General features: G+C 41.1%; 12 protein-coding genes. 1 reads left to right on the forward strand and 11 read right to left on the reverse strand.

Features of this window, described 5'->3' with window-relative positions; all coding sequences use genetic code 11:
- Positions 1-104: 104 nt before the first annotated feature.
- The 3 genes from PHO71_RS05875 to PHO71_RS05885 form a co-directional block, all read right to left on the reverse strand.
- Complete coding sequence (locus PHO71_RS05875; protein ID WP_300200289.1) at positions 105-761, reverse strand: hypothetical protein; 657 nt, start codon at positions 759-761, stop codon at positions 105-107.
- Positions 762-1305: 544 nt separating this feature from the next.
- A complete protein-coding gene (nfo, locus tag PHO71_RS05880; protein WP_300200514.1) occupies positions 1306-2145 on the reverse strand; it encodes a deoxyribonuclease IV in 840 nt (279 codons plus the stop codon).
- Positions 2146-2765: 620 nt separating this feature from the next.
- Positions 2766-5384 (reverse strand): DUF4962 domain-containing protein, encoded by a 2619-nt coding sequence (locus tag PHO71_RS05885; RefSeq protein ID WP_300200292.1) that lies wholly within the window; start codon positions 5382-5384, stop codon positions 2766-2768.
- Positions 5385-5439: 55 nt separating this feature from the next.
- Between PHO71_RS05885 and PHO71_RS05890 the strand changes: the two genes are divergently transcribed.
- Positions 5440-5649, forward strand: a complete 210-nt coding sequence (locus PHO71_RS05890; RefSeq protein ID WP_300200295.1) for a hypothetical protein — start codon at positions 5440-5442, stop codon at positions 5647-5649.
- Positions 5650-5701: 52 nt separating this feature from the next.
- On the opposite strand, the gene PHO71_RS05895 is transcribed toward PHO71_RS05890, so the two are convergent.
- From PHO71_RS05895 to PHO71_RS05930, 8 genes are all read right to left on the reverse strand, one after another.
- Positions 5702-6655 carry an ROK family protein gene (locus PHO71_RS05895; RefSeq protein WP_300200298.1) on the reverse strand — a complete coding sequence of 318 codons (954 nt, stop codon included), beginning with the start codon at positions 6653-6655 and terminating at the stop codon, positions 5702-5704.
- A gap of 68 nt (positions 6656-6723) precedes the next feature.
- Positions 6724-8352 (reverse strand): Tat pathway signal sequence, encoded by a 1629-nt coding sequence (locus PHO71_RS05900; protein WP_300200300.1) that lies wholly within the window; start codon positions 8350-8352, stop codon positions 6724-6726.
- A gap of 138 nt (positions 8353-8490) precedes the next feature.
- A complete protein-coding gene (locus PHO71_RS05905; protein ID WP_300200303.1) occupies positions 8491-10110 on the reverse strand; it encodes a sulfatase in 1620 nt (539 codons plus the stop codon).
- Positions 10111-10189: 79 nt separating this feature from the next.
- Entirely contained in the window at positions 10190-12190 is a 2001-nt protein-coding gene (gene hepC, locus PHO71_RS05910; protein ID WP_300200306.1) for a heparin-sulfate lyase HepC, read from the reverse strand.
- Between the two features lie 26 nt (positions 12191-12216).
- Positions 12217-13503: a DUF4995 domain-containing protein gene (locus PHO71_RS05915; protein WP_300200309.1), complete on the reverse strand. Its 1287-nt coding sequence runs from the start codon at positions 13501-13503 to the stop codon at positions 12217-12219.
- 184 nt (positions 13504-13687) lie between these two features.
- Positions 13688-15370: a RagB/SusD family nutrient uptake outer membrane protein gene (locus tag PHO71_RS05920; protein WP_300200312.1), complete on the reverse strand. Its 1683-nt coding sequence runs from the start codon at positions 15368-15370 to the stop codon at positions 13688-13690.
- A gap of 16 nt (positions 15371-15386) precedes the next feature.
- Entirely contained in the window at positions 15387-18536 is a 3150-nt protein-coding gene (locus PHO71_RS05925; RefSeq protein ID WP_300200315.1) for a TonB-dependent receptor, read from the reverse strand.
- 21 nt (positions 18537-18557) lie between these two features.
- Positions 18558-20843 (reverse strand): surface glycan-binding family protein, encoded by a 2286-nt coding sequence (locus PHO71_RS05930; RefSeq protein WP_300200318.1) that lies wholly within the window; start codon positions 20841-20843, stop codon positions 18558-18560.

Raw genomic sequence — 20843 nt, forward strand, 5'->3', positions numbered from 1 at the left:
TACATCTCAAACATAATCCTTAATTTTCATAAATTACCGACCATTTTTGACATCATTATTCGGATGTTGCATTTTTAACTTTAATCTGCATTAAAAACGAACCATTATTTGGGAGTGTTCTTTTCAATAAACGCTTCCACATTTTCTCGTTCGATAGAGTTATTAGTGACATCCAACATCATTTTCTGTAAATTCTTATTTTGAATATCCGATCCTCTATCGACTAACAACTGAGCAACCTTGAAATTGTTTGCCAATACTGCAGCAATAAGAGGGTGGTAAACAATAGAACACAATTGCTCTGTTATATCCTCTATTTTCCAGTAGCAATAACCATCTTTTTTATTCTCTGTCCCGTCGGGGTATGCTCCGTTGTCGAGAAGTAGTTTTACCATTTTATAAGATAGCTCTTTATCCTCTACAAATACTGCCTTTGAAATTGGAGTAAAAAACTCTTCGTCGTATATTTTATTAATGACTTGCTTCTGTTTTAGTATCAATTTTTCAAGCATCTCATAATTATTTTGGGCGATTGCTATATAGATTAAATCAAACCATAGTGTTCCCTGAGTGATCGCTTCCAGAGGATCAGCTCCCTGCTTTAACAGTTTTTCAACTTTAGCATAATCTCCATCAAAACAAGCCTTTCCGATTTCGGTATAGCTGTATCCGTCTTTCTCAAATACATATTCAGATTGACTCGGTTGGGCGATCCCCATTGATGTTAGTAACAATAATGCAATAGTATAAAATGTTTTCATGATATAGATTTGTTAGTAAATTTAATTTGTTGGCGTTTTTTTGATAAAAAGTTTGAATACTTTTTTGTAATGACTTATCCTAAAGCTCCCTGTAAATATAGTGAATTATTTGACAAGTTGAATGTCTTGATCGGTTGTTATTCTTGCTTCATATTCTCTTTGATATATATTTTAAGCAGAACCCCAAAAAAGTTCAGCATAGCCCCCAGTATCAGATCCAGAGTAAGAACTGCCATCCCACACAACTAAAATCTTCTACAATCACCATTTACAAGGCTTTTCAAAGAACGAACTTTAATTTTTAGTACCCATTAATGATAACAGAAGATAAAAATAGACATTCTTTTTGATATATTGTCAATCTATGTGTGTGTTTATAAACATAGTATGGAAATTTATTTTCCAAATTAAAAAGGAATATTTTGCGATTTTTTAGTTGTTTCTTCCTTGTATTCATGATGAATATAAAACGACACAAAGTAGCATCAATACCTACCTTGTGTTAGTGAATATGCCTGATGGCAAAGATAGTACTGAGAAGCGTTTATTCAACGCTTCTCAACCATGCTATTTCTTCCTTCCATTTTGTCTCGTCCGGTGTTTCGAGAATAAGTGGCATATTGTCGAATCTCGGATCTTTCATCAATTTCTCGAAGAATGGTTTACCAATCAGACCTTCGCCAATACTGTCATGACGGTCTACATGAGTACCTAATCCTTTTTTTGAATCGTTCAGGTGCATACCACGAAGATAATTAAAACCTACTACCTTATCAAATTCATCGAAAACTTTATCATAATCGGTCAGAAAGTCATATCCTGCGGTAAAAGTATGGCAAGTATCCAGACAGATTCCGACACGACTTTTATCCTCCACCCGGTCAATGATATACTTTAATTGCCAGAACTCATTTCCTAGATTACTGCCTTGACCGGCTGTATTTTCAATTACAGCAGTTACACCCTTGGTTTTTGCCAAAGCTAAATTGATACTTTCCGCAATGCGTGACAAGCAATCTTCTACGGATATTTTTTTGAGATCACTCCCGGGATGGAAATTGAGTAATTTCAATCCGAGTTGTTCGCAACGTTGCATCTCGTCCAGAAAAGCCGCACGGCTTTTCTCTAATCCCTCTTCTTCGGGATGCCCCAGATTGATGAGGTAACTGTCATGCGGGAGGATATACTCCGGTTGGAAACCGAATTTCTCACAATTTTCTTTGAAAAGTCGGATACTTTCTTCAGTTAAAGGCTTACTTACCCATTGACGTTGGTTCTTAGTGAATAAGGCAAAAGCATTTGCTCCTATCTCATGTGCATTGATCGGTGCATATTCGACGCCTCCGGACGCACTTACATGTGCTCCTATTTTTTTATTTCCCATCATTTCATTTATCAATTAAGTTGGAATTATAATAGTAACAAATCTCGTGCCAAATTGGTTATCGGAAAGGATTTCTGATCGATGCCTAAGTATAATGGAGGTTATACATAATATGAATACTTATTGGTTATTCCGTCGTTGATTACTTCTTCTCCCACGGGCTATTAATAAATAAGTTCCTTTCTATTAAGACTAAACTTCTTTTTCTCCAATAGAAAAGTTGTTTTCTATTGGAGAAAAACTATAAACGCAAGTTTTGATTGTATAAATGAAACTTGCGTTTATATAATCAGAAGTTTCATTTGTATAAACGGAACTTGCGTTTATAGATTGTTCTTTACTAAGAGAAAGTTTTCTATTAAAGATGAAAAAGTTTACTCTTAATAGAGAGGAATTTATCTATTAATACTTTAGCGATCAAGTAATATAGCTAATAGATCATGGGAAATATCTATTTGAGTAATGGTGGTAGGTGATAGATCGGGTGATAGGTTCATAAAGCAACCTATCACCTCTGAATTGCCTATGAACAGACTGATTCAGAAGAGTGGTGATAGGTTGATAGAGAAAATATAATAATCGTAAAGTATATCGGCTAATAATCTGTAATCGTATGAAACTTAAATCTCGAAATCAGGTAAATAGTCGGTCAATATTTTATTAATTTGTTTTCCTTCTATTTGGTCAGTGATGATTGTCGCACCTTGCTTTTTATTAGCATCATAATTCAGTGAAGCCTTTTCTTTCTTATTGGTAACACTGATAGCTGCTTTTCCTTTTTCTGTCAGATTACAATTGATTGTCCAGTCACCTACTTGAATGGTGTTACCTTTACGAACGACCTTCATATCCGGGCGATTGTCTCCATGTGTATCCATGATCGTCAGGAAGCGGGCAGTTTTGGAAGGAATAGTGGTGGAAGAGAAATGCCAATGATTAGGATATTTTACAGCTTTCCCTTGTGCATTTGTTACGTTTTTCCAGTTTGTCGGAGCGCAGAAGAAAGTATCTACAATGGCTTGTTCGGTTTTGGAAGAGGCAAACAGATGGGCAACAGAAACACCACCGGCCTTATTCTTGCCTGTAATCTTTACTTTATCAGGCAATTCTTGCATTTCCATCGGAAGCTCTACTGTATGTAGCAGATAACTCCAGGTGACAGGTTCTTTTCCTTCCAGTTCATCATAGATAACGTGAATACCGGTTTCGCCTAACTGGATGATGTGACGGCGGAACATATTGAGTTTATTTTCATCCCATCCTTTTTCCGGTGTGTATTGGGTTTCGGACAGTTCTCCACGTTTCAGCCATAACGGAGAAGTTATTTTACCATAAGCATTGGAAGCATCGCCTACCATATAAGATAACTTTTCTCCCTCGTACCAGCGTGGAATCCATCCATATCCTTCCGTGCCGATAGTCTGCGTCATTCCATTGACTAGAATACTATTGTGTGCACGGGTATTGCGATAAGAGTACATACAGTGATCGTCTGTGAATCCGGTGCGGTGTCCACTGCTGTAAAAGATTGCTTTGCCGCCGTAGAACGTATTGAAAGCGTTCTGATTGGCAAGTGCATGAGAGGTGGAGCCGTAGGGACTGGAACGAAAGGATAGCATAGCGTTTTTTTCGATATCGCCTAAAGAGGTGTGCATTGTTGCTATTCCGGTTTCATTGAATACCTTTGTCATGGGTAATTCTGCTAATGAATGCTTTTCTTTGGGAAGAGATTTATTCGTGGTGCAGCGATACCATGTAAGGTCTCCGGCTTTTCCCAGGAATGTTTTCTTCATAATATCTGGTTCCTTTTTCAGAATTGTGCGTACATAAGCGGCTGCCCAGGGATGATTGCATTCGCGTGCCAGAGCGTCGGCATATCCTACCCGCGTACCGTTCGGATTCATTTTCGTTTCGTGTGAATTACCGTGTCCGGCTGATTTGGAGAATGGGGGTTGATGATAGATAACGTATAAAGCGTTGTTGTTGTACCAAGGATCGGCAAAGAAATCAAATCCGCTGATTCGTGAGTAGAAAGCAGGGACTTCGATCAAGGTGCGGAGATTTACATGAAAGTAAGAATCACCGTTGTGCCATCCTCCATCTGTGTTGAGTCCCGGGAGGCGGGATACCCATTGATTGTAACAGTAGTCTACCCACGTAGAAGCTATAGGAAGTTCGCCGTAGGTGGCAAAAGCAGCCATATTCAGGATACGGAAAGTCATTTGCCATACATGATTGTCGGCGATGCGGTTTTCCAGATGATTAACGTATTCATGGTAGAACTTATTGCCGTTATCACGAATACTGTGTAGGAGTAGTTTTCTTTCGGAAGGAGTCAGTAAGTTGTACCAGGCATCATAAGCGGAAGTACTCATTGACAGGATGGTAGAAAGATTGAAGTCTCCGGCAAAGTATTGGTTGTTTTTCCATGAAAGAATCTCAGAAAGACGTTTGATTCCTTCGCGGTAGTATATTTCATTTTTAGTCAGTAGGTAGGCACGTACCATTGCTTCGATATTTGCTTCTTCGCGGTCTACAATTTTTCGACTTTCACGGATGATTGCCGAACGATACTGCACGATATTTGTCAGTTTGACAGCTTGTGTTGTATCAATTTCCTCTTCCAAATGTTTCAATGGTTGAGAGAGACATTTGTTTGCTTTCTCAATATATGCTTGTGCTTCCGGGTTGTTTTTGTTGCGTTCAATAATGTTGTCCCAGTCATTTGCATCGAGTAAAATACGAGGATGTTTGTGGGGTAAGTTAGCTAGCACTTTCTCCAAAGAAGGTGGATTGAAGATACGGGTGTCTTCGTCTACAAAGAAATGATAGACGGGAGACCATTCTTCTTTTCCGTCTTTATCAACATAGGCATGTTGCCAATACCATTTTCCTTTTCCGAAAAGCTTGAAAGGGTTGAAGAAAGCCCATTTTCTTTCAGCGGTAATGACTTCCGATTTAAATTCCGGGTCACGTGCTATGCGAATTCGGTAAGTGACTTCCGGTTTGTGATCATCTTCTTCCACGCCATCAAGTACTGCACCGAGGTGAGGATACTTGTCCGGCCACATAAAATGTGGTGGATTGACCGTAATGTGTTGTCCGTCTAGAGGAGATGGCATTTCGCGGACTTCATGCATCAAAGTCGGTTGGCTTAGATGTATGATACTTTTCTGTGCGTATCCTTTAACGGATAGTAGGAGGGTGCATATCAATAAATAATAGAATATCTGTTTCATGAAGAATTGTTTATAAATTGTGAAATTTCAATCTGCTTTTAGGCGGATTGCATCAATGTTAATTATTAAGTGCATCCGGAATGTGGATGATGAGCATATTGAGAATAAATGTTGGGGGTATGATGATGTAGAGAGAAGTAGCAAGCAGCCAATCAACATAGTTTTACGATGGTTGGGGGGATCGGAACTATGTGATATGGTTGCTTGCAGAACTTTGGTTAGTCATTCCATTCACTTTGGTCGTTATCGAGTGAAAAGAATGTAGCTAATAATTTTAAATAAGTAGTCAATAAGTTAAAGTATTGCAGCGTCTTTCTTTAATCTTCCCAATCAGAGAAAATAAGTGAGGCAGCACCGATACATCCCGCCTTGTTGCCCAATGAAGCAGCCATGATCTTGGTGTTTACCGCGCAGTCCGGTATTGCATAACGGAAGGCTTTCTCACTGACTTTCCGGATATAGAATTCTCCGGCTTCCGATAAACCTCCGCCGATTACAATTCTCTGAGGGCTGAATATATTGATGAATCCGGCAATGCCGTGTCCCAGAAAGTCGCAATGTTCGTCTAGCGATTGAGTGGCTATTTTGTTTCCTGCTTTATAAAGACGGACAATTAATTCTCCGTTGATTTCTTCGTTGGGATATGAGATTCCTGCTTCTGTTATCCGTTGGCGGAAGCGACGGACTAATGCTGCTGTAGAGGCATAGTGTTCCAGACAGCCCACTGAGCCGCAAGCACATTCTTCTCCATTGGCAATCAAAGGTACATGACCGAGTTCGGTTCCACGATTGGCGAAACCGTTGAATAGTTTGCCATCAATGACCACTGCACCGCCTATTCCCGTTCCTACTGTCAGGAAAACAACATGGGTTGCTCCTTTGCCGGCTCCAAATTGCACTTCGCCCAATCCCATGAGATTTGCATCATTACCGAGGGATGTTACAATGCCTGTGCGTGCTTCCATATGATCCGCCAAACGAATATTTTCCCAACCTTTGATATTTTCAGCACCTCCTATGATAATGCGATTAGTGTCATCTACAATTCCCGGAGTTCCGATGCCGATACCTCCGATATGAATCTTGTACGACTCTGCATACTCTGTTATATCATCAACTGCCACTTCCAACTGATGAATAACAGCGTCTGCCGATTCGTCAGCTCTTGACGGAATCTTACCCTCGAAATGAAATGTTCCTTTATTATCTATAAGTGCATATTTTATAGATGTTCCACCAAGATCAATCCCTATCGCATAATGTTTTTTCATTGCTAACTTATTTCTTTAACTATTAACTGCTTAACTATTATTTGATTATTCAACTACTACTTCATCAATCACACCCTTTCTGCCCAGATCGGAGAGCTCCATGCCCATTGCCCATCACGCTGGCGCACACGCACATAATAATAATCCGTGTCGCGTTGAGGTTCTTTATCTTCCATGAAGTGCTCAACAGTAAAACTGTTTTCCGGCATGGCACGGTTAAAGAGAATTGCTTCACTCAACCAACCGGTCATGAAATGAGAGCGTGCTCCTTCCAGTAGTTTGCCTAAGGTATGCTCAAACTTTTGGCCGTTAAAGTTAGCAATTATTTTTCCGTCTTTCGGCATTTCTACATAGAGAATTACAGCTTGCATGGCGGCAGTGGTTGTATTAGGGTTCTTACTGCTGTACATATCGAGTTCCGTATCTTTCTCTGTGGCAGATACAATGCGGTTTACGTGTGTATGGAACTCTGTTTCACCTTCTTGTGGAGAAGTGAAAGCTGCACCCCGGAAACAAGGAGTTACACTCAGAATTCGTCCTTTGTCTACTGCCAGTTTGCCTTGCCAGTGTACATATTCCTCTTCGCGGTTCCATCCAAAATCTACTTTCACTTTGCAGCGGATAGTCTCTTCTTTCGGAGCAACCGGAGTCAGCGGGCCGTTCATACGTGCCAGAATCTGACCGTTTTTAACGATATCCACATAATCAATGCAGCTTTCGCCCGTTACATTCAGATACATACGGCGGCTGTTTCCACGAACTACATCGCCCATCAAAGCATCGTTGAGGCGGAAGTCGATTAAAATCTTATCTCCTGTTGCCGCACAAACATGGCGGTTGCGAAGAGCTTCCCAGATTGCGTCACGTGTCAATGAAGGAGCCAATACGCCAATGCGTCCGTCACCATAACTTCCCGGATAACCGGAATGTTGGTCGGTAGAAGCCATGATACCGAATTTATGTCCCTGATCTAAACCATATTGAATAGTTCCTTCCCATTGGCGAGGTCCCATATCATGCAAATATGGATAATCGCCTTGGTCGCTTTCTGCCAAACCGTGACGTGAATACATCTCTACAAAAGGAGTAATATCTCCTTCGGTGAAGCATTTCCAGTTGTATCCGCGATAACCGCCTTGATACCCCATGTGGTGGGGAGTGACAAATACTTTATGTCCTTTCGCTCTTTGTTTCCAGTCTTCGATAGAAGTGCAATCAACCAGCGGTGCGTCCAAGTCGTAATTCAGAGCAACGTGGTCTCCGTGTTCCATGCTGTGAGCTTCGTAGCCGACAAAAGTAAGGAATTCGCCTTCTTTATTGTATTCGTTCGTCATTCGTACATATTTCTCATAGCCTCCTTCGCGTAACCGCTTGAAGGCTCCGGTATGATAGTCGATTACCCATTTCAGGCGTGGATCATTTTCTCCCGGAATATCCGGCCACATTGCATGAGGGGTGACACTGACAAAGTCTAACTGCCCTTTTGCTGCTTCAAAAGCATCGCGCATATCCCCGTGTCCGTAGGTAAGGTTACAGTGGTTGTGTAAGTCTCCCCAGTACATTTTCATATTACTTGGGGAAGGTATTGCTTTTTTAGCTTCTTTACTGCCTGCTGCGCAGGAGCCCAGCAAACTGCCGGAAGCTGCCAATCCTAGAAAAGACCAGCCCGTGTTTTTTATAAAACTTCTTCTATCCATGGTTTTATTTATTAATCGGTTATTCTATTAGCGTTTATATAGATTAAGAGACGGATACACTGATTATCTGTTGTCTGATCCGCTTGTTTGGAATCATTTCTGTTATTTGTTACCCGTCAATGGTATTATCATGAAATCTTAATGAGCATCCGGCTTTAGCGCATTGTCGGGATCACCTTTGTAAAGAACGATCTCTTTTTCTTCCGGATCAGTATCATTATATTGTTTCTGGGTATCCTGAAGTAATTGTATCAGTTCTTTTTGCTTCTCTGCATATTCTGTTTTTCCGAATACATTATTCATTTCTCTGGGATCAGCTTTCAGGTCGTACATTTCCCATTCATCAATATCATTGTAGAAATGAATCAGCTTAAAGTCTTGTGTACGGATACCGTAATGACGTTTCACCGAATGTTCTGCCGGATATTCATAATAATGATAATAAGCGGCTTTACGCCAATCTTTAGGTGTCTTGCCTTCGTTATCCAGAATCGGTTTCAGTGATTCTCCCTGAATGTCTTCCGGAATTTTAATTCCTGCATAATCGAGGAAAGTAGGAGCGAAGTCCACGTTCATGCTAATAGCATTACTGGTACTTCCTGCTTTAATGCTTTTAGGAAAACGGATGATAAGAGGCATACGCTGACACTCTTCGTACATAAATCGTTTGTCAAACCAACCATGTTCTCCAAGGAAGAATCCCTGGTCGGAGGTATAAACAATAAGGGTGTTATCCAATTCACCGATTTTTTCGAGATAATTGATCAGACGGCCGATGTTTTCATCAACAGCCAGTACCGTAGCAAGATAATCGCGCATATATTGCTGGTATTTCCAACTGATTAATGCTTTGCCTTTGAGGTTGTCTTTGCGATATTCTGCAATACGTTGTGCGTATGCAGAGTCCCATTTGTGCTGTACTTCTATCGGCATACGCTTGTAGACGCTGTACAGGCGGTTGGTGGTGTCTTTCAACATCTCCTCACGGGTAAGGAGTTTTAAGTCCCAGTCTTCCGTTAATGTATGCTCGATAGACATATCTTGTTCGCGTGCCGCACGTCCGCGTCCTTCGTAGTCGTCAAATAAGCTAGGCGGTTCGGGGAAAGTGGTGTTATTGAATATGCCTAAATGTCGCGGAGAGGGCATCCAGTTGCGGTGCGGAGCTTTCTGATGATACATCATGCAGAAAGGCTTGTTCTTGTCGCGGTTTTCAAGGAACTCGATTGCTTTGTCGGTGATAATATCGGTGGCATATCCTTTTTCTACTATATGTTTTCCGTTCTCCCAAAAGTCAGGATTGTAGTAATCACCTTGTTCATGCTGTCCGGTAAGGATACTCCAATGATCGAATCCTTGAGGTTCACTGATGAGATGCCATTTACCGACGATAGCTGTTTGATATCCGGCTTGTTGAAGGATTTTCGGGAAAGTCTGCTGGTCGCCGTCGAAGACACTGGCATTATCGGTAAAGCCATTTACATGGCTGAATTTTCCTGTGAGTACACAAGCACGTGACGGACCGGAAAGAGCATTGACAGCATAACAATTGTCGAACCGGATTCCTTCGTTGGCAATACGATCCATGTTCGGAGTCTGTATCAGGTTACCTCCGTAACATGACATTGCTTGGGTAGTGTGGTCGTCCGTCATCATAAAGATAATGTTGGGACGTTTGGTTTCTTTTTTTTTCTGATTACCGCAGGAAGCGAGGCTTAATGCAGCTAAGGGGAGTAGTAAGGTAGAGGCTCTGTTTATCATTGCAGCAATATTATTGGAGATGTATCAAAAGTATATCAGCACTTTTTTAAAAGCACTAATATACTTCTGACTCATCTTTTTATAGTTTGTATTTTAATGACTGTTTCTTTCCGTTTACTTTTACTTCTACTTCCAAACCATTTTCATCGAATGCTTTGTTCTTGAACTTAGCTGCAAATTTGGGGGCATCTGCGCTTTTCCGGGTTGGATAGATCACTGTGATGTAGCGTACTGCATCATCGTTGTCTTTTTTCACATTGAATGATACATTCATACGTTTAAAGCGTTTGCGATAAGCAGTAGAGCACCATCCCGGTTCTTTCTTCAAACTCATTCCTTCAGGACCGAAGCATTGTAATTTCATATTGCTTCCGTCTTCGAACTGGGTAGTGAAAGTCATGTCTTCACGGCTATTGGCAATTTCTCCTTTCGGCATCTGGTAATGAAGATTGATTGAACCTTTCGCACTACCTGCCAATTCGTCTACAATAACGAAGTAAGTATTATCGACGAAGAAAATAGAACGGCGGTGTTTCAGGTTTTTGTAGCTTGGATTTTCAGTAACCAACGTTTGGATATTACCTTCCGGTTGCCACAGTTTAGTAATTGATTCGGTAGTCTCCAGATTCTTGTTGTCCAATGTTACCGTGTTGTGTACACTAGTCTGGCGATGCCAGTTACGTTGTTCCATAACTTCCCCTTCTCCGGCATATACATATGAACCGGAATCCGGGAATAAGTTCTTACCGTTGAACCATAATTCGAATGTACCATTATCCGGCTGACAATGCCAGAATGCTTTCGGTCCGGCTTTTACTACCATCTGCGTGGCATCCATTCCCCAAGAGTTGCGAAATACGAAGAAACCGGATTTCAGGAATCCTTTTGATGCATAGTCGGGCAATGCACCTTCTTTGCCTTCAGTAGCAAAATAGAGAATTGTTTTGTTTTGGGGAAACAGTTTAGTCCAATCCTTGTAGTTTTTTAGCATTTCTTTCTTATCAGACAATTTGGCATCGCTGAAACACGGATTTGTATAATCCGGGAAAGAGAGATTGAGATAAAACATGATCATACTTTCAACAGTATCCAGATAGCTTTGTGGAAATTCATTGCGGAATCCGTTCTGATCGGCAATCTTGATTGCTTTGCAGAAAATATTGATAGCTGCAAGATGATAATGAGGATCAAGTTCGAATTGTCCTCCATCGTTGTATACCTGTACGTTGATTTCACGGTTCAGGATGTCAATTCCACTTTTTCTCCAAGCAGGAGCATCTTTGAATTCAGGGAAAAACGCACCGGCATAAATCATACGTTGAGCTTCAAACAATAAGTGATTTCCTTGGTCGGAGTAGTTACCCAGAATATGTATGGCGTGCTTGTGGTAGTTTACCAGAAACTCGGTCAGGAAATCGGGAGTGAAAGAGGGAGAGGGAAGGAATAATTGGAATTGAGAAGTCTGGTCTTGCAGACGGTTGCTCACTTCTAACGGACGCCATGCAAAACGTACGTTCTCTATTTCGCCTTTGATTTTACCGTCACTCAGTAACTCATATTCTTTTTTGTCCATCTTTACCAACGGATTCTTTTTGATCCAATCGATAAATTGAGAAGCCCATTCTTTTGCATACTTCTCGTCACCCGATACACGGTATGCTTTCCCCATCGGAGTAAACCATTTATGACGGTGCAGCTGCCAACGAAGTTCGTTGTCTTTTACGGGCCAGTATTGCCAATTAATATCTTCTCCGTAGTTGTAAGAAGGTTGATATCCTTTATGCACAAAGAATGTGTGTTTCAGTCCGTCATCCGCCCATTGCTGTTCTTCTTTGCCGATAGTTATTTTCGACAGGTTTATATCCGGAGTTTTCACATTTGTGCGGGCACGATAATAATCGAGCAGAGCTTTTGCAGCATCCTCGTCTTTGCCTTCCTGATGCAATGACTTTACCTTTTCCAGTCCTGGATAATCCAGGTTGAGAAGCGAAAATACTTCGCTTTTCAGCTCCTGGGCTTGCATTCTGCCTACCAAACAAGCAAAGGTTAGTAAAATGGTATATTTAAAAATCTTATTCATGATAAATCTGTATTATAGTTTGCTTATCAGATATGGTTGTAGTTGATGTTTTTCAAATCCATGAATCTCTTCAAGGCTTCCAAGTAATAATAATCAGCATAGTTTAGAGGAGTATCTATCTCTGAACCATTTGGCAGTGAGCCTGTGGAGTGCATCAGGATGAAACCTTGGTTCTCACCGACTTTTGCCAGATAAGCATCACTTGACAAGCTTTTCAGAATCTTCTCGGCATAATCCAGATATTTCTTTCCGTCGGGAACCATTGTACTTAGCTCGATCAGTGCAGAAGCGGTTACAGAAGCTGCGGAAGCATCACGCGGAGTCTCATTGGTGACGGGTGCGTCATAGTCCCAATACGGGATAGCATCTTCTGTTTTTACGCGGTCTATAATCATATCGGCTATCTTCACTGCGAAATTCAGGAAAGTGGTATCTTTTGTTTCGCGGTAGCAAGAAGCATATCCATAAACAGCCCAAGCCTGTCCGCGTGACCATGAAGAATCATCATTCTTGCCTTGGTGAGTTTGCTTACGTTCCACTGTGCCGTCGTTGTTGTAGCTTACTACGTGCCAGCAAGTATAATCGGGGCGGAAATGATGTTTCATTGTAGTGATGGCATGCTTTACAGCGAGGTCTTTGTATTTGCTGTTGCCGGTTGCCTTGGCTACATTGAATAATAGGTCAAGATTCATCATGTTGTCAATGATTACGGGAAAATTCCAGGTCCCGAAGTCCCAAGAACGGATAGCATTGATTGAGTCGTTGAAGCGTCCGCAAAGGTTATCGGCAGTTTCTCTCATCACTGCTGCTATTGTATCGTTAGGGGCAAGTCGCTCTGCATTGCCATAACTGCAATTAATCATGAATCCTAGGTCGTGAGTCCCTTTGTAATAACGTACCGGATTGAGCAGATTTGTATATTGAATTGCTTGTGCTTTCAGTGTGTCGTTTCCGGTCAGCTCATAAGCGTACCATAAAGAACCGGGGAAGAAACCGCTTGTCCAATCGTGGACACTGCAAAGTCGGCGTTTTCCTAGTTCTTCGGCAACAGGCTGTGCGCGAAGTGAGTCTTTGAAAGTCAATGAATCTCTTTCCAACTGGCGGCAGAGGAAATTCATATCATAACCTGTACGGATAGAACGTGGAAGCAGCCCGGTAGAATCAATTTCTTCTGCCGTGAGTTGCAGTTGTGCAGAAGCCGCGTCCAGTCCTTTCTTAATCCAACTGTAGTCTTCCTTTGGAGTTGTCTGGCACGAAGCGAGTGCGAGCGTAACCGAAGTAAAGAGAACAAGTTTCTTTTTCATGTTATTCATTTTAAGTGATTGTTTTTTGAAATTTTGTAACTGACACAAAAGTAGGGGATGAGTCTGACTTGGTGTGGCAGGAATGTTGAAAAGGCATTTAAATCGGACTTTTCAACTTTAAGTTTTGTTGAAAATGGTTTTAATATTCTCCAATATGCTTCGGAATAAAGCATATTGAAGAGAATTCTATGGTTTATTTCCAACCGGGATTCTGGTTGAATAATATGCATAAATCCATTTCGTGTTGTGGGATAGGAAGTAATTCGTGCTTGTTCTTCACCGTATATTGTTGAACAAGATATCTGAAACTATCGCCATCTGTTACCCACCAGTCAGCCAATGCAGAACGAGTTTTTTGAACGGTTTCGTAATAGATACCCCAACGTACTAAGTCCATGCGGCGATGGCCTTCAAATGCTAATTCATAGGCGCGCTCCTTTTGGATAGCTTCCCGGAATCCCTGTTCGTCCAACCCCTGTGGAATATCGCATTCGCTGGTATTACCCGGATATCCATATCCACGGCGGCGTACTTCATTGATAGCTGCATATGCTTCGGTGGTAGGTCCGTGTTTCCATTCGTTCAATGCTTCTGCATACAATAATAATACATCGGCATAACGAAGAAAATACCAATTGACGTTAGACCTGTCATTGTTTATCAGTTTTCCTGTTGTCACGTATTTTTCAATATCCCATTTGGCAGGGGTGAAGTTTTGTTTGTTTTTTTGTTCCTTGATAGGATCAGCATCTTTCGCATTTGCCACATCTTCTGAGTCTGTGGCTTTGGCTGCCCACAATATATGGTTATCATCGTACTTGTAATTAGCTATCGAGAGGTCACGACGTAAGTCATTTTTGTTTTTTTCTTCTCTCCAATCCAATACAAACGTATGAACTGCTTTCTGATTTCCAGCAGAACTTCCGCGAACACCTGCAATTGCAGTCGTTTTTACTCCGTTCCATTTTCCAATACGTCCCACAGGATCTCCGGAACCGGATACTGTTGGTGAATAGAATGAGATTTCAATGAGGCTTTCTGCCGGATTCCATACACCATTGCAGGTATTCTTCCACAATTGTTCGTAACTGGACAGTAAAGAGTGTTTTCCCGAATTAATGAGGATGCTTGCGGTTTTTGCAGCATCTTCCCATTTCGCTGTATTTCTTACGGGATATCCCGCCCAGGTAGCATATACTTTTGTTAATAAACCAAGTGCGGCCCCTTTTGAAAAACGGTATTGAGCACTTTCGCGGAGTTGGTCGTCTACGGCATAAGGCAAAACATCTGCAGCATAAAGTAAGTCGCTTTCAATAAACTCATAGACTTTGTCCGGTGTTGCCTGTACAAAGGTTGCAGGTGCTTGATGAGACATTGCTGTATTCGTCATCAAAGTGATATTTCCATATCTCCGTATTAATTCAAAGTAGAACATAGCCCGCAATGCTCTGGCTTCGGCAATATAAAGCGTGGCTAACTTTTTGTCTGTACTGGAATAATTTTGCATTTTATTAGAAATGCGTTCCAGGAAATCGTTTGCTCTGTATACTCCTTTATATAATACTTCCCATACTTGCTGCACTTCCATTTGTGTGGTAGGAAATGCGTTATTGGCTATGATACGATAGTTGGTAATGTCGGAACCTTCTCCTTGCATGATATCTGTTCCCATGTTGAACAAAAGAGAAAGATAGTAGCCGTATGCAGCATCTTCAACATTTGTGCGGTATACACCTAACAATACATCTTTTGCTTCACGGGCATTATTCATATAATTTTTCTTTTCCACTTCAGTTCTGTCCTCCTCTTGCAGTGAGCACGAGGATGGCAATATAAATAAAACCGACAGGGCTATATAATATATAATTTTTTTCATATCGTTTTTTTATGAATTAGAATTGTAAATCGATACCAAATGTGAATACTTTACTCTTTGGATAAGCTCCCCAATCCAATCCCGGAGTCATCGGACTGTTGCTTGCCGAGTTTACTTCCGGATCATATCCACTATATTTGCTGAGGCAGAACAGATTCTGTCCGGTTGCATATACACGTAGTTTGGAAACGAAGAATTTACGTGTCCATTTGTTAGGCAAGGTATAACCTAATGTAATATTCTTCAAACGAAGGAACGAACCGTCTTCGATAAAACGTGAGTATACATCATTTACAATATATCCGTCATAAGAAGGTACTTTGTTTGAAGCGTTTGTCGGAGTCCAGCGGTCGGCTACTTCAGCTAGAAGGTTTTTACGTTGGCTGTTACTTTGAGTTGCATACAAACGAGTTGCATTATAAACATCGTTTCCATAGTTGAACTGGAACATAACACTTAAATCAACGCCTTTATAGTTGAAAGTATTGGTGAAACCACCATACCATTTAGGCAGAGCATTACCGATGACTGTACGGTCATTAGTCGTAATGATTCCGTCACCATCCTGATCTTTATATTTAACTGCACCCGGTTTTAATTTGTTGGCTCCAAGACGGGCATTGTTGGTAATTCCTTCTTTCAGCACCAGTTTACCATCGGGGGTTGTGTTGAAATCCGAACTTTGATAGATTCCGTCAAACTCGTATCCATAAATCAAACCTAATGATTTTCCGACAGTTGCAATGTAATCATTGGCAGTGAAGTTGCTGTCAAAACCGGAACGTGCATACATTGACTCTACACCCGAAGCCAAAGATTTCAGTGAGTTCCTGATAAATGATATGTTGAAATTCGTTTGCCAGGTAAAGTCTTTAGTTTGGATATTGGTGCTGTTCAAACTGAGTTCGATACCTTTGTTCTGAATCTTTCCTACGTTTTGAATTTGTGAATCAAAACCGGTTACGTGTGCTAATGATTGTGCCAACAATAAGTCTTTAGTATTTTTGATGAAAAAGTCTGCTGTAAGATTCAGACGGCTGTCAAAGAAAGCAAGGTCTAGGCCCAGATTAACTGTACTTGAACCTTCCCATTTCAGATTTGAATTTCTTAATTGTTTAGGAGTCAGTACGGTAAGTGAGTTGTTCCCAACTCCATATTTACTGGCTTCATATAAATCCAAAGACAAATAATTTGAAATGCGGTCATTACCTACTGTCCCCCAGCCTAAACGAACTTTGAAGTTGGACAACCAAGTGAGATCTTTCATGAATGCTTCTTCAGACACACGCCATGCGGCAGAGAATGAAGGGAAATATCCCCATTTATGCTTGTTGGAGAATACCGTAGAACCGTCTGCACGAATGGTTGCAGTAAGTAAATAACGATTGTCATAGTTATAATTACTACGTGCAAAGAATGATAATAAAGTCTTATCATTGAAACTGCTTTCTACTCTACTAGGGGTAGCACCTAGACCAAGATTGTCGTTTTCCAGATTATCAAAAGGAAAATCCATTGATTCGCCCAGTAAGTACTCAGTACCTTTGTAAGAAACTTCATGACCTAACATGACATCATAGTTATGTTTTTTGATCTTCTGTTTCCAAGTGATGTTGTTGTAGTTAGTCCAACGTAAATCACGTCCCATCTGGGTACGTCCGTAAGGCTTCTGACCATTACGATAGGCTTCTTTGGAACCTTCTTTGTAGAATATATCAGTGCGGTTGTTAGTTGTATTATAAGTTCCCGCTGTTTTGAAAGTCAATCCTTTCATAATCTGCCAGGTTATAGAAGCATTACCCGACCACATTTCTGCACGTTTGTTGTTTGTCACAGATTCAGTCTGCATCACAGGATTAACCTGTGCGAGGCTTTCACCTGTTTCGAGCATTTCCGGGTCAATAGCAGTATGCAATAATTCATCATCAGTCAATTTCAAACCACCTGTTGGGCGGGCACTGAGAATTTGAGCCAGCATATTGAAACGACCGGAATCACCGGATGTTCCCACTCCTTTACGGTTGGTTTGTACATAGTTGATAGTAGCGTCGAATGAGAGGCTCTTATTTATTTTCTGATTGAAGCGTACCTTAGCTGTTGTTTTATCAAAGCCACTATTGTTGAAGATGCCATTTTCACCATAACGGGAGAAGGAAGCTGTATATTTGGTGTCATCATTGCCTCCTGAGATAGAGAAGTTATGATCTTGTGACCAAGTGGGATTAAACGTTTCACTTTGCCAGTCCACCCCTGATAGTCCGATATAATCATCTAGCGATTGATACTTATAGGGAATGCCGTTCTCGTCATTGCCCGACTTGTAATAACTGCCCAGAAGATCCTTATTCACTTCTCCCTGTAACTTAACGAATTCATAAGGAGAAAGAACATCCAGTGTCTTAGAAATTTTGCGATAACTGGCAGAGCCATTATAAGTAATCACCGGTTTCCCGCTTTTTCCTGATTTAGTTGTAATCATAACGACACCATTTGCAGCACGAGCGCCGTAGATAGCAGCAGATGAAGCGTCCTTCAATACTTCAATAGATTCAATATCCGAGTTAGACAAGTGGTCAATGTCGTCTACCTGAAACCCGTCTACAATATAAAGGGGAGAAGAATCACCTGTCAATGTTCCGACACCACGTATATTGATGCTGAAACCCGCACCCGGAGTACCGTCGGTCGAAGTGATTTGCACACCGGCAATCTGTCCTCCCAATGCTCCTGCTACAGAGCTGGTATGGAAATTGGCTATATCTTTTGCGCCAACCGAAGCAACAGACCCGGTAAGGTCACTACGTTTCATTGCTCCATAACCAACAACGATTACTTCGTCCAATGTTTGATTGTCCGGCATCATCTTAATGTTGATGGAGTTTTGACCATTGAATTTAAATTCCTGCGTTTGGTATCCGATATAAGAAATAGTGATGGTAGCACCCTTTTTTGCATTTACGCTAAAGTTACCGTCAAAATCGGTAATGCCTCCGGTGGCAGTTCCTTTCACCTGAATCGTTACTCCAATGAGTGGAGTGTTTGTTTCATCTACGACTACGCCTTTTACAGCTATTTCCTGGGCGTATACGCTGATTGTGAGAATCAGTGCCAAGAGGGTGAACCACCCTCTTGTGCTAATTGATTTAAATAGATTTATATAGTGCATAATATATAATATTGCAGTTTGTTATTTAACGTTCGTATCTAACCATATTACAAATGGGAAAGATTTGATACCTTTATCTTTCAAACCATTAGTTACACCTTCTGCCGAATAAGTCATCTGAGCAATGAAGAATCCGTTTGCCCAACCATGATCATACCAAACTGACGGGTTTACTACGACAGCGCATTTTCCGCTTGTACTGTTGTCTACATATGCTAAAGTCTTTTTGCTGGCAATGGTTTCTCCTGCTCCGCTATAATATGCAACAGGATCTTTTGCACTGGTACTGGCTTTCGAGTCATATTTATACCACAAGTTCTTCAAGAAAGGATTCGTTGAATCTTTAGCGTCCAAAGTTCCGGTTTCGTGTGATGTTCCATCCGGTTCGGGGCTGGGTAATGCTTCGTCATTTTCTGTACGTGCTCCACCCATATTATAATAGTAGAATGTACGTGCATAGTCCATTGTCAATTTAGAAACATCTGCCAGTCCAACAGCTTCCGGAGTGTTTGAACGTCCTCCAAGTTTCGGTGATACGTGCAATACAAAAGGAGTATATTCAATTCTTATACCATTATTTTCTGCTCTGGAGAAGTGTACAAACACAGGAACACTTCTTGTTACCGAAGTAGGATCACCGGCATCTCCGGTAGTTGCTGTTACTATTACTACATCTGCGAAAGACATATCTTTGTCATTCCAACCGGTAAAGGTCAATGCTCCGTTTCTGAATGTAGCACCTACTTTTCTTGCCTTTTGTACAGACCATGTCACTTTTACACCGCTCTTGATATCTGTTCTCGGAGTAATAGCTTCGATTTCGCCGGAGCTTCTGTAACGGAATTGATTAGCATATTCCTCTCCTTCCAGTGCTGTTCCTCCTGCTCCTAAGTTATTTCCAAATTCGATATAACTGAAGTAGTTGGGATTTTCACCTACGTTTAGAGTTAATTCTGCTATCGTTGGAGTAGCTTCATCGCTTTTTGCATTTGTTGCTTTTACTTTAACCACATAAGATTTGATTTCTAAGGTGTGGCCTTTTTTTGCGGAAACTTTACCTGTTACTTTATCTATTGACAGTTGGTTACTCAGTTCTGCCGGCAGGTCTACAAACTCAAATCTGGGATCGTCACCGCTAATGGTAGGTTCAGCTTCAAATGCAACAGCCTGAATAACTTCAGTTGCCGGGTAACTGAAATTGCTGATTGGTTCAATAAATTCTACTACTTCGAGAGTGAAAGCTTTGAAATCAACTCCTTCCGGACTGAAATCATTTACTACATGAACGGTTACTTCATATACTTCACCATGTTTGAAACCGTGTCCGGCAGCAACGGAGATAACTCCAGTCTTCGGGTCAATGTTAAATTTCTCTTGTGCACTTCCTGTTCCTTCAACTCCGATAGATGTGACAGACTGTATAGAGTAAACGACTCCTTCTAATGAGCCTTTCAGTACGGGGGCATCACTTTTGTAACTGGTATTAGCATCTTGTTGGCTCGCTTCTTCCAGTTTTCCTCTTTCTGTAGGATAAGTCAGCCCCAAAGGCTTAGAGATCACATTGATTTCCACAGCATTTTCGAAAATACCTTCTTCATCTTCTTCACCTACAACAGCCGTAGTCAGTTTTAAATCGAGTGTGTAAATTCCGGGTTCTATCTCTTTATTACCTTTTACTACCGATATTTTTCCGGTGTTATTGATAGCAAACAGTCCTGCTTTCTTATTATCGATTATTTCATCTCCTTTCCGCACATTTGCAATCAAATAGTTACGTATGCTGATATGTTCGCCATTCGTCGTTACTTGTGCAGTAGGAAGTTCTACGGTGCTCTCTGAATTGGTGATGTCATCGTATTCTACCTTTAACTGGCTCGGCTCTACGGTAATACCGTCCGGTACGGCTTTTAGGAAGTTTACTTCTACGATATCTTTAAATTCATAATACTGTCTTCCCGAAAGGCAGGAAATAGAAATCTTATAGATTCCTACAGATAAGTTTTTAGTATTTTCAATAGAAATCTCTCCGGTAGAAGCGTTGATCTCATAACTACTTTCTCCGTAGGGTTCTCCTTCTAATGTTACCTGTGTAATGGCAAAGTCAGAAGGTGCACTACCTTTGTATGTAGGGCTTGCAATGGTTCCTACCATGGACGGACCAATGTCGGTCATTCCAGTGTAATAGATAATAAACTTCGTGGAGTCGGTGGTCTCTGTTTCTGTACACGCACTATTAGCAATCACTAATGTGAACAGTATCAGGACTCCTAACAGTCTTGAAGTAAGGTGTTGCATTCTAGGTTTCAT

Source organism: Bacteroides sp. (genome assembly GCF_028690125.1).
Classification (GTDB): Bacteria; Bacteroidota; Bacteroidia; order Bacteroidales; family Bacteroidaceae; genus Bacteroides.

What these genes read in the sequence shown, in the direction of transcription:
- PHO71_RS05875 (WP_300200289.1), bottom strand. Translation starts at nt 761, where the DNA reads ATGAAAACATTTTATACTATTGCATTATTGTTACTAACATCAATGGGG.
- nfo (WP_300200514.1), bottom strand. Translation starts at nt 2,145, where the DNA reads ATGGGAAATAAAAAAATAGGAGCACATGTAAGTGCGTCCGGAGGCGTC.
- PHO71_RS05885 (WP_300200292.1), bottom strand. Translation starts at nt 5,384, where the DNA reads ATGAAACAGATATTCTATTATTTATTGATATGCACCCTCCTACTATCC.
- PHO71_RS05890 (WP_300200295.1), top strand. Translation starts at nt 5,440, where the DNA reads ATGTTAATTATTAAGTGCATCCGGAATGTGGATGATGAGCATATTGAG.
- PHO71_RS05895 (WP_300200298.1), bottom strand. Translation starts at nt 6,655, where the DNA reads ATGAAAAAACATTATGCGATAGGGATTGATCTTGGTGGAACATCTATA.
- PHO71_RS05900 (WP_300200300.1), bottom strand. Translation starts at nt 8,352, where the DNA reads ATGGATAGAAGAAGTTTTATAAAAAACACGGGCTGGTCTTTTCTAGGA.
- PHO71_RS05905 (WP_300200303.1), bottom strand. Translation starts at nt 10,110, where the DNA reads ATGATAAACAGAGCCTCTACCTTACTACTCCCCTTAGCTGCATTAAGC.
- hepC (WP_300200306.1), bottom strand. Translation starts at nt 12,190, where the DNA reads ATGAATAAGATTTTTAAATATACCATTTTACTAACCTTTGCTTGTTTG.
- PHO71_RS05915 (WP_300200309.1), bottom strand. Translation starts at nt 13,503, where the DNA reads ATGAATAACATGAAAAAGAAACTTGTTCTCTTTACTTCGGTTACGCTC.
- PHO71_RS05920 (WP_300200312.1), bottom strand. Translation starts at nt 15,370, where the DNA reads ATGAAAAAAATTATATATTATATAGCCCTGTCGGTTTTATTTATATTG.
- PHO71_RS05925 (WP_300200315.1), bottom strand. Translation starts at nt 18,536, where the DNA reads ATGCACTATATAAATCTATTTAAATCAATTAGCACAAGAGGGTGGTTC.
- PHO71_RS05930 (WP_300200318.1), bottom strand. Translation starts at nt 20,843, where the DNA reads ATGAAACCTAGAATGCAACACCTTACTTCAAGACTGTTAGGAGTCCTG.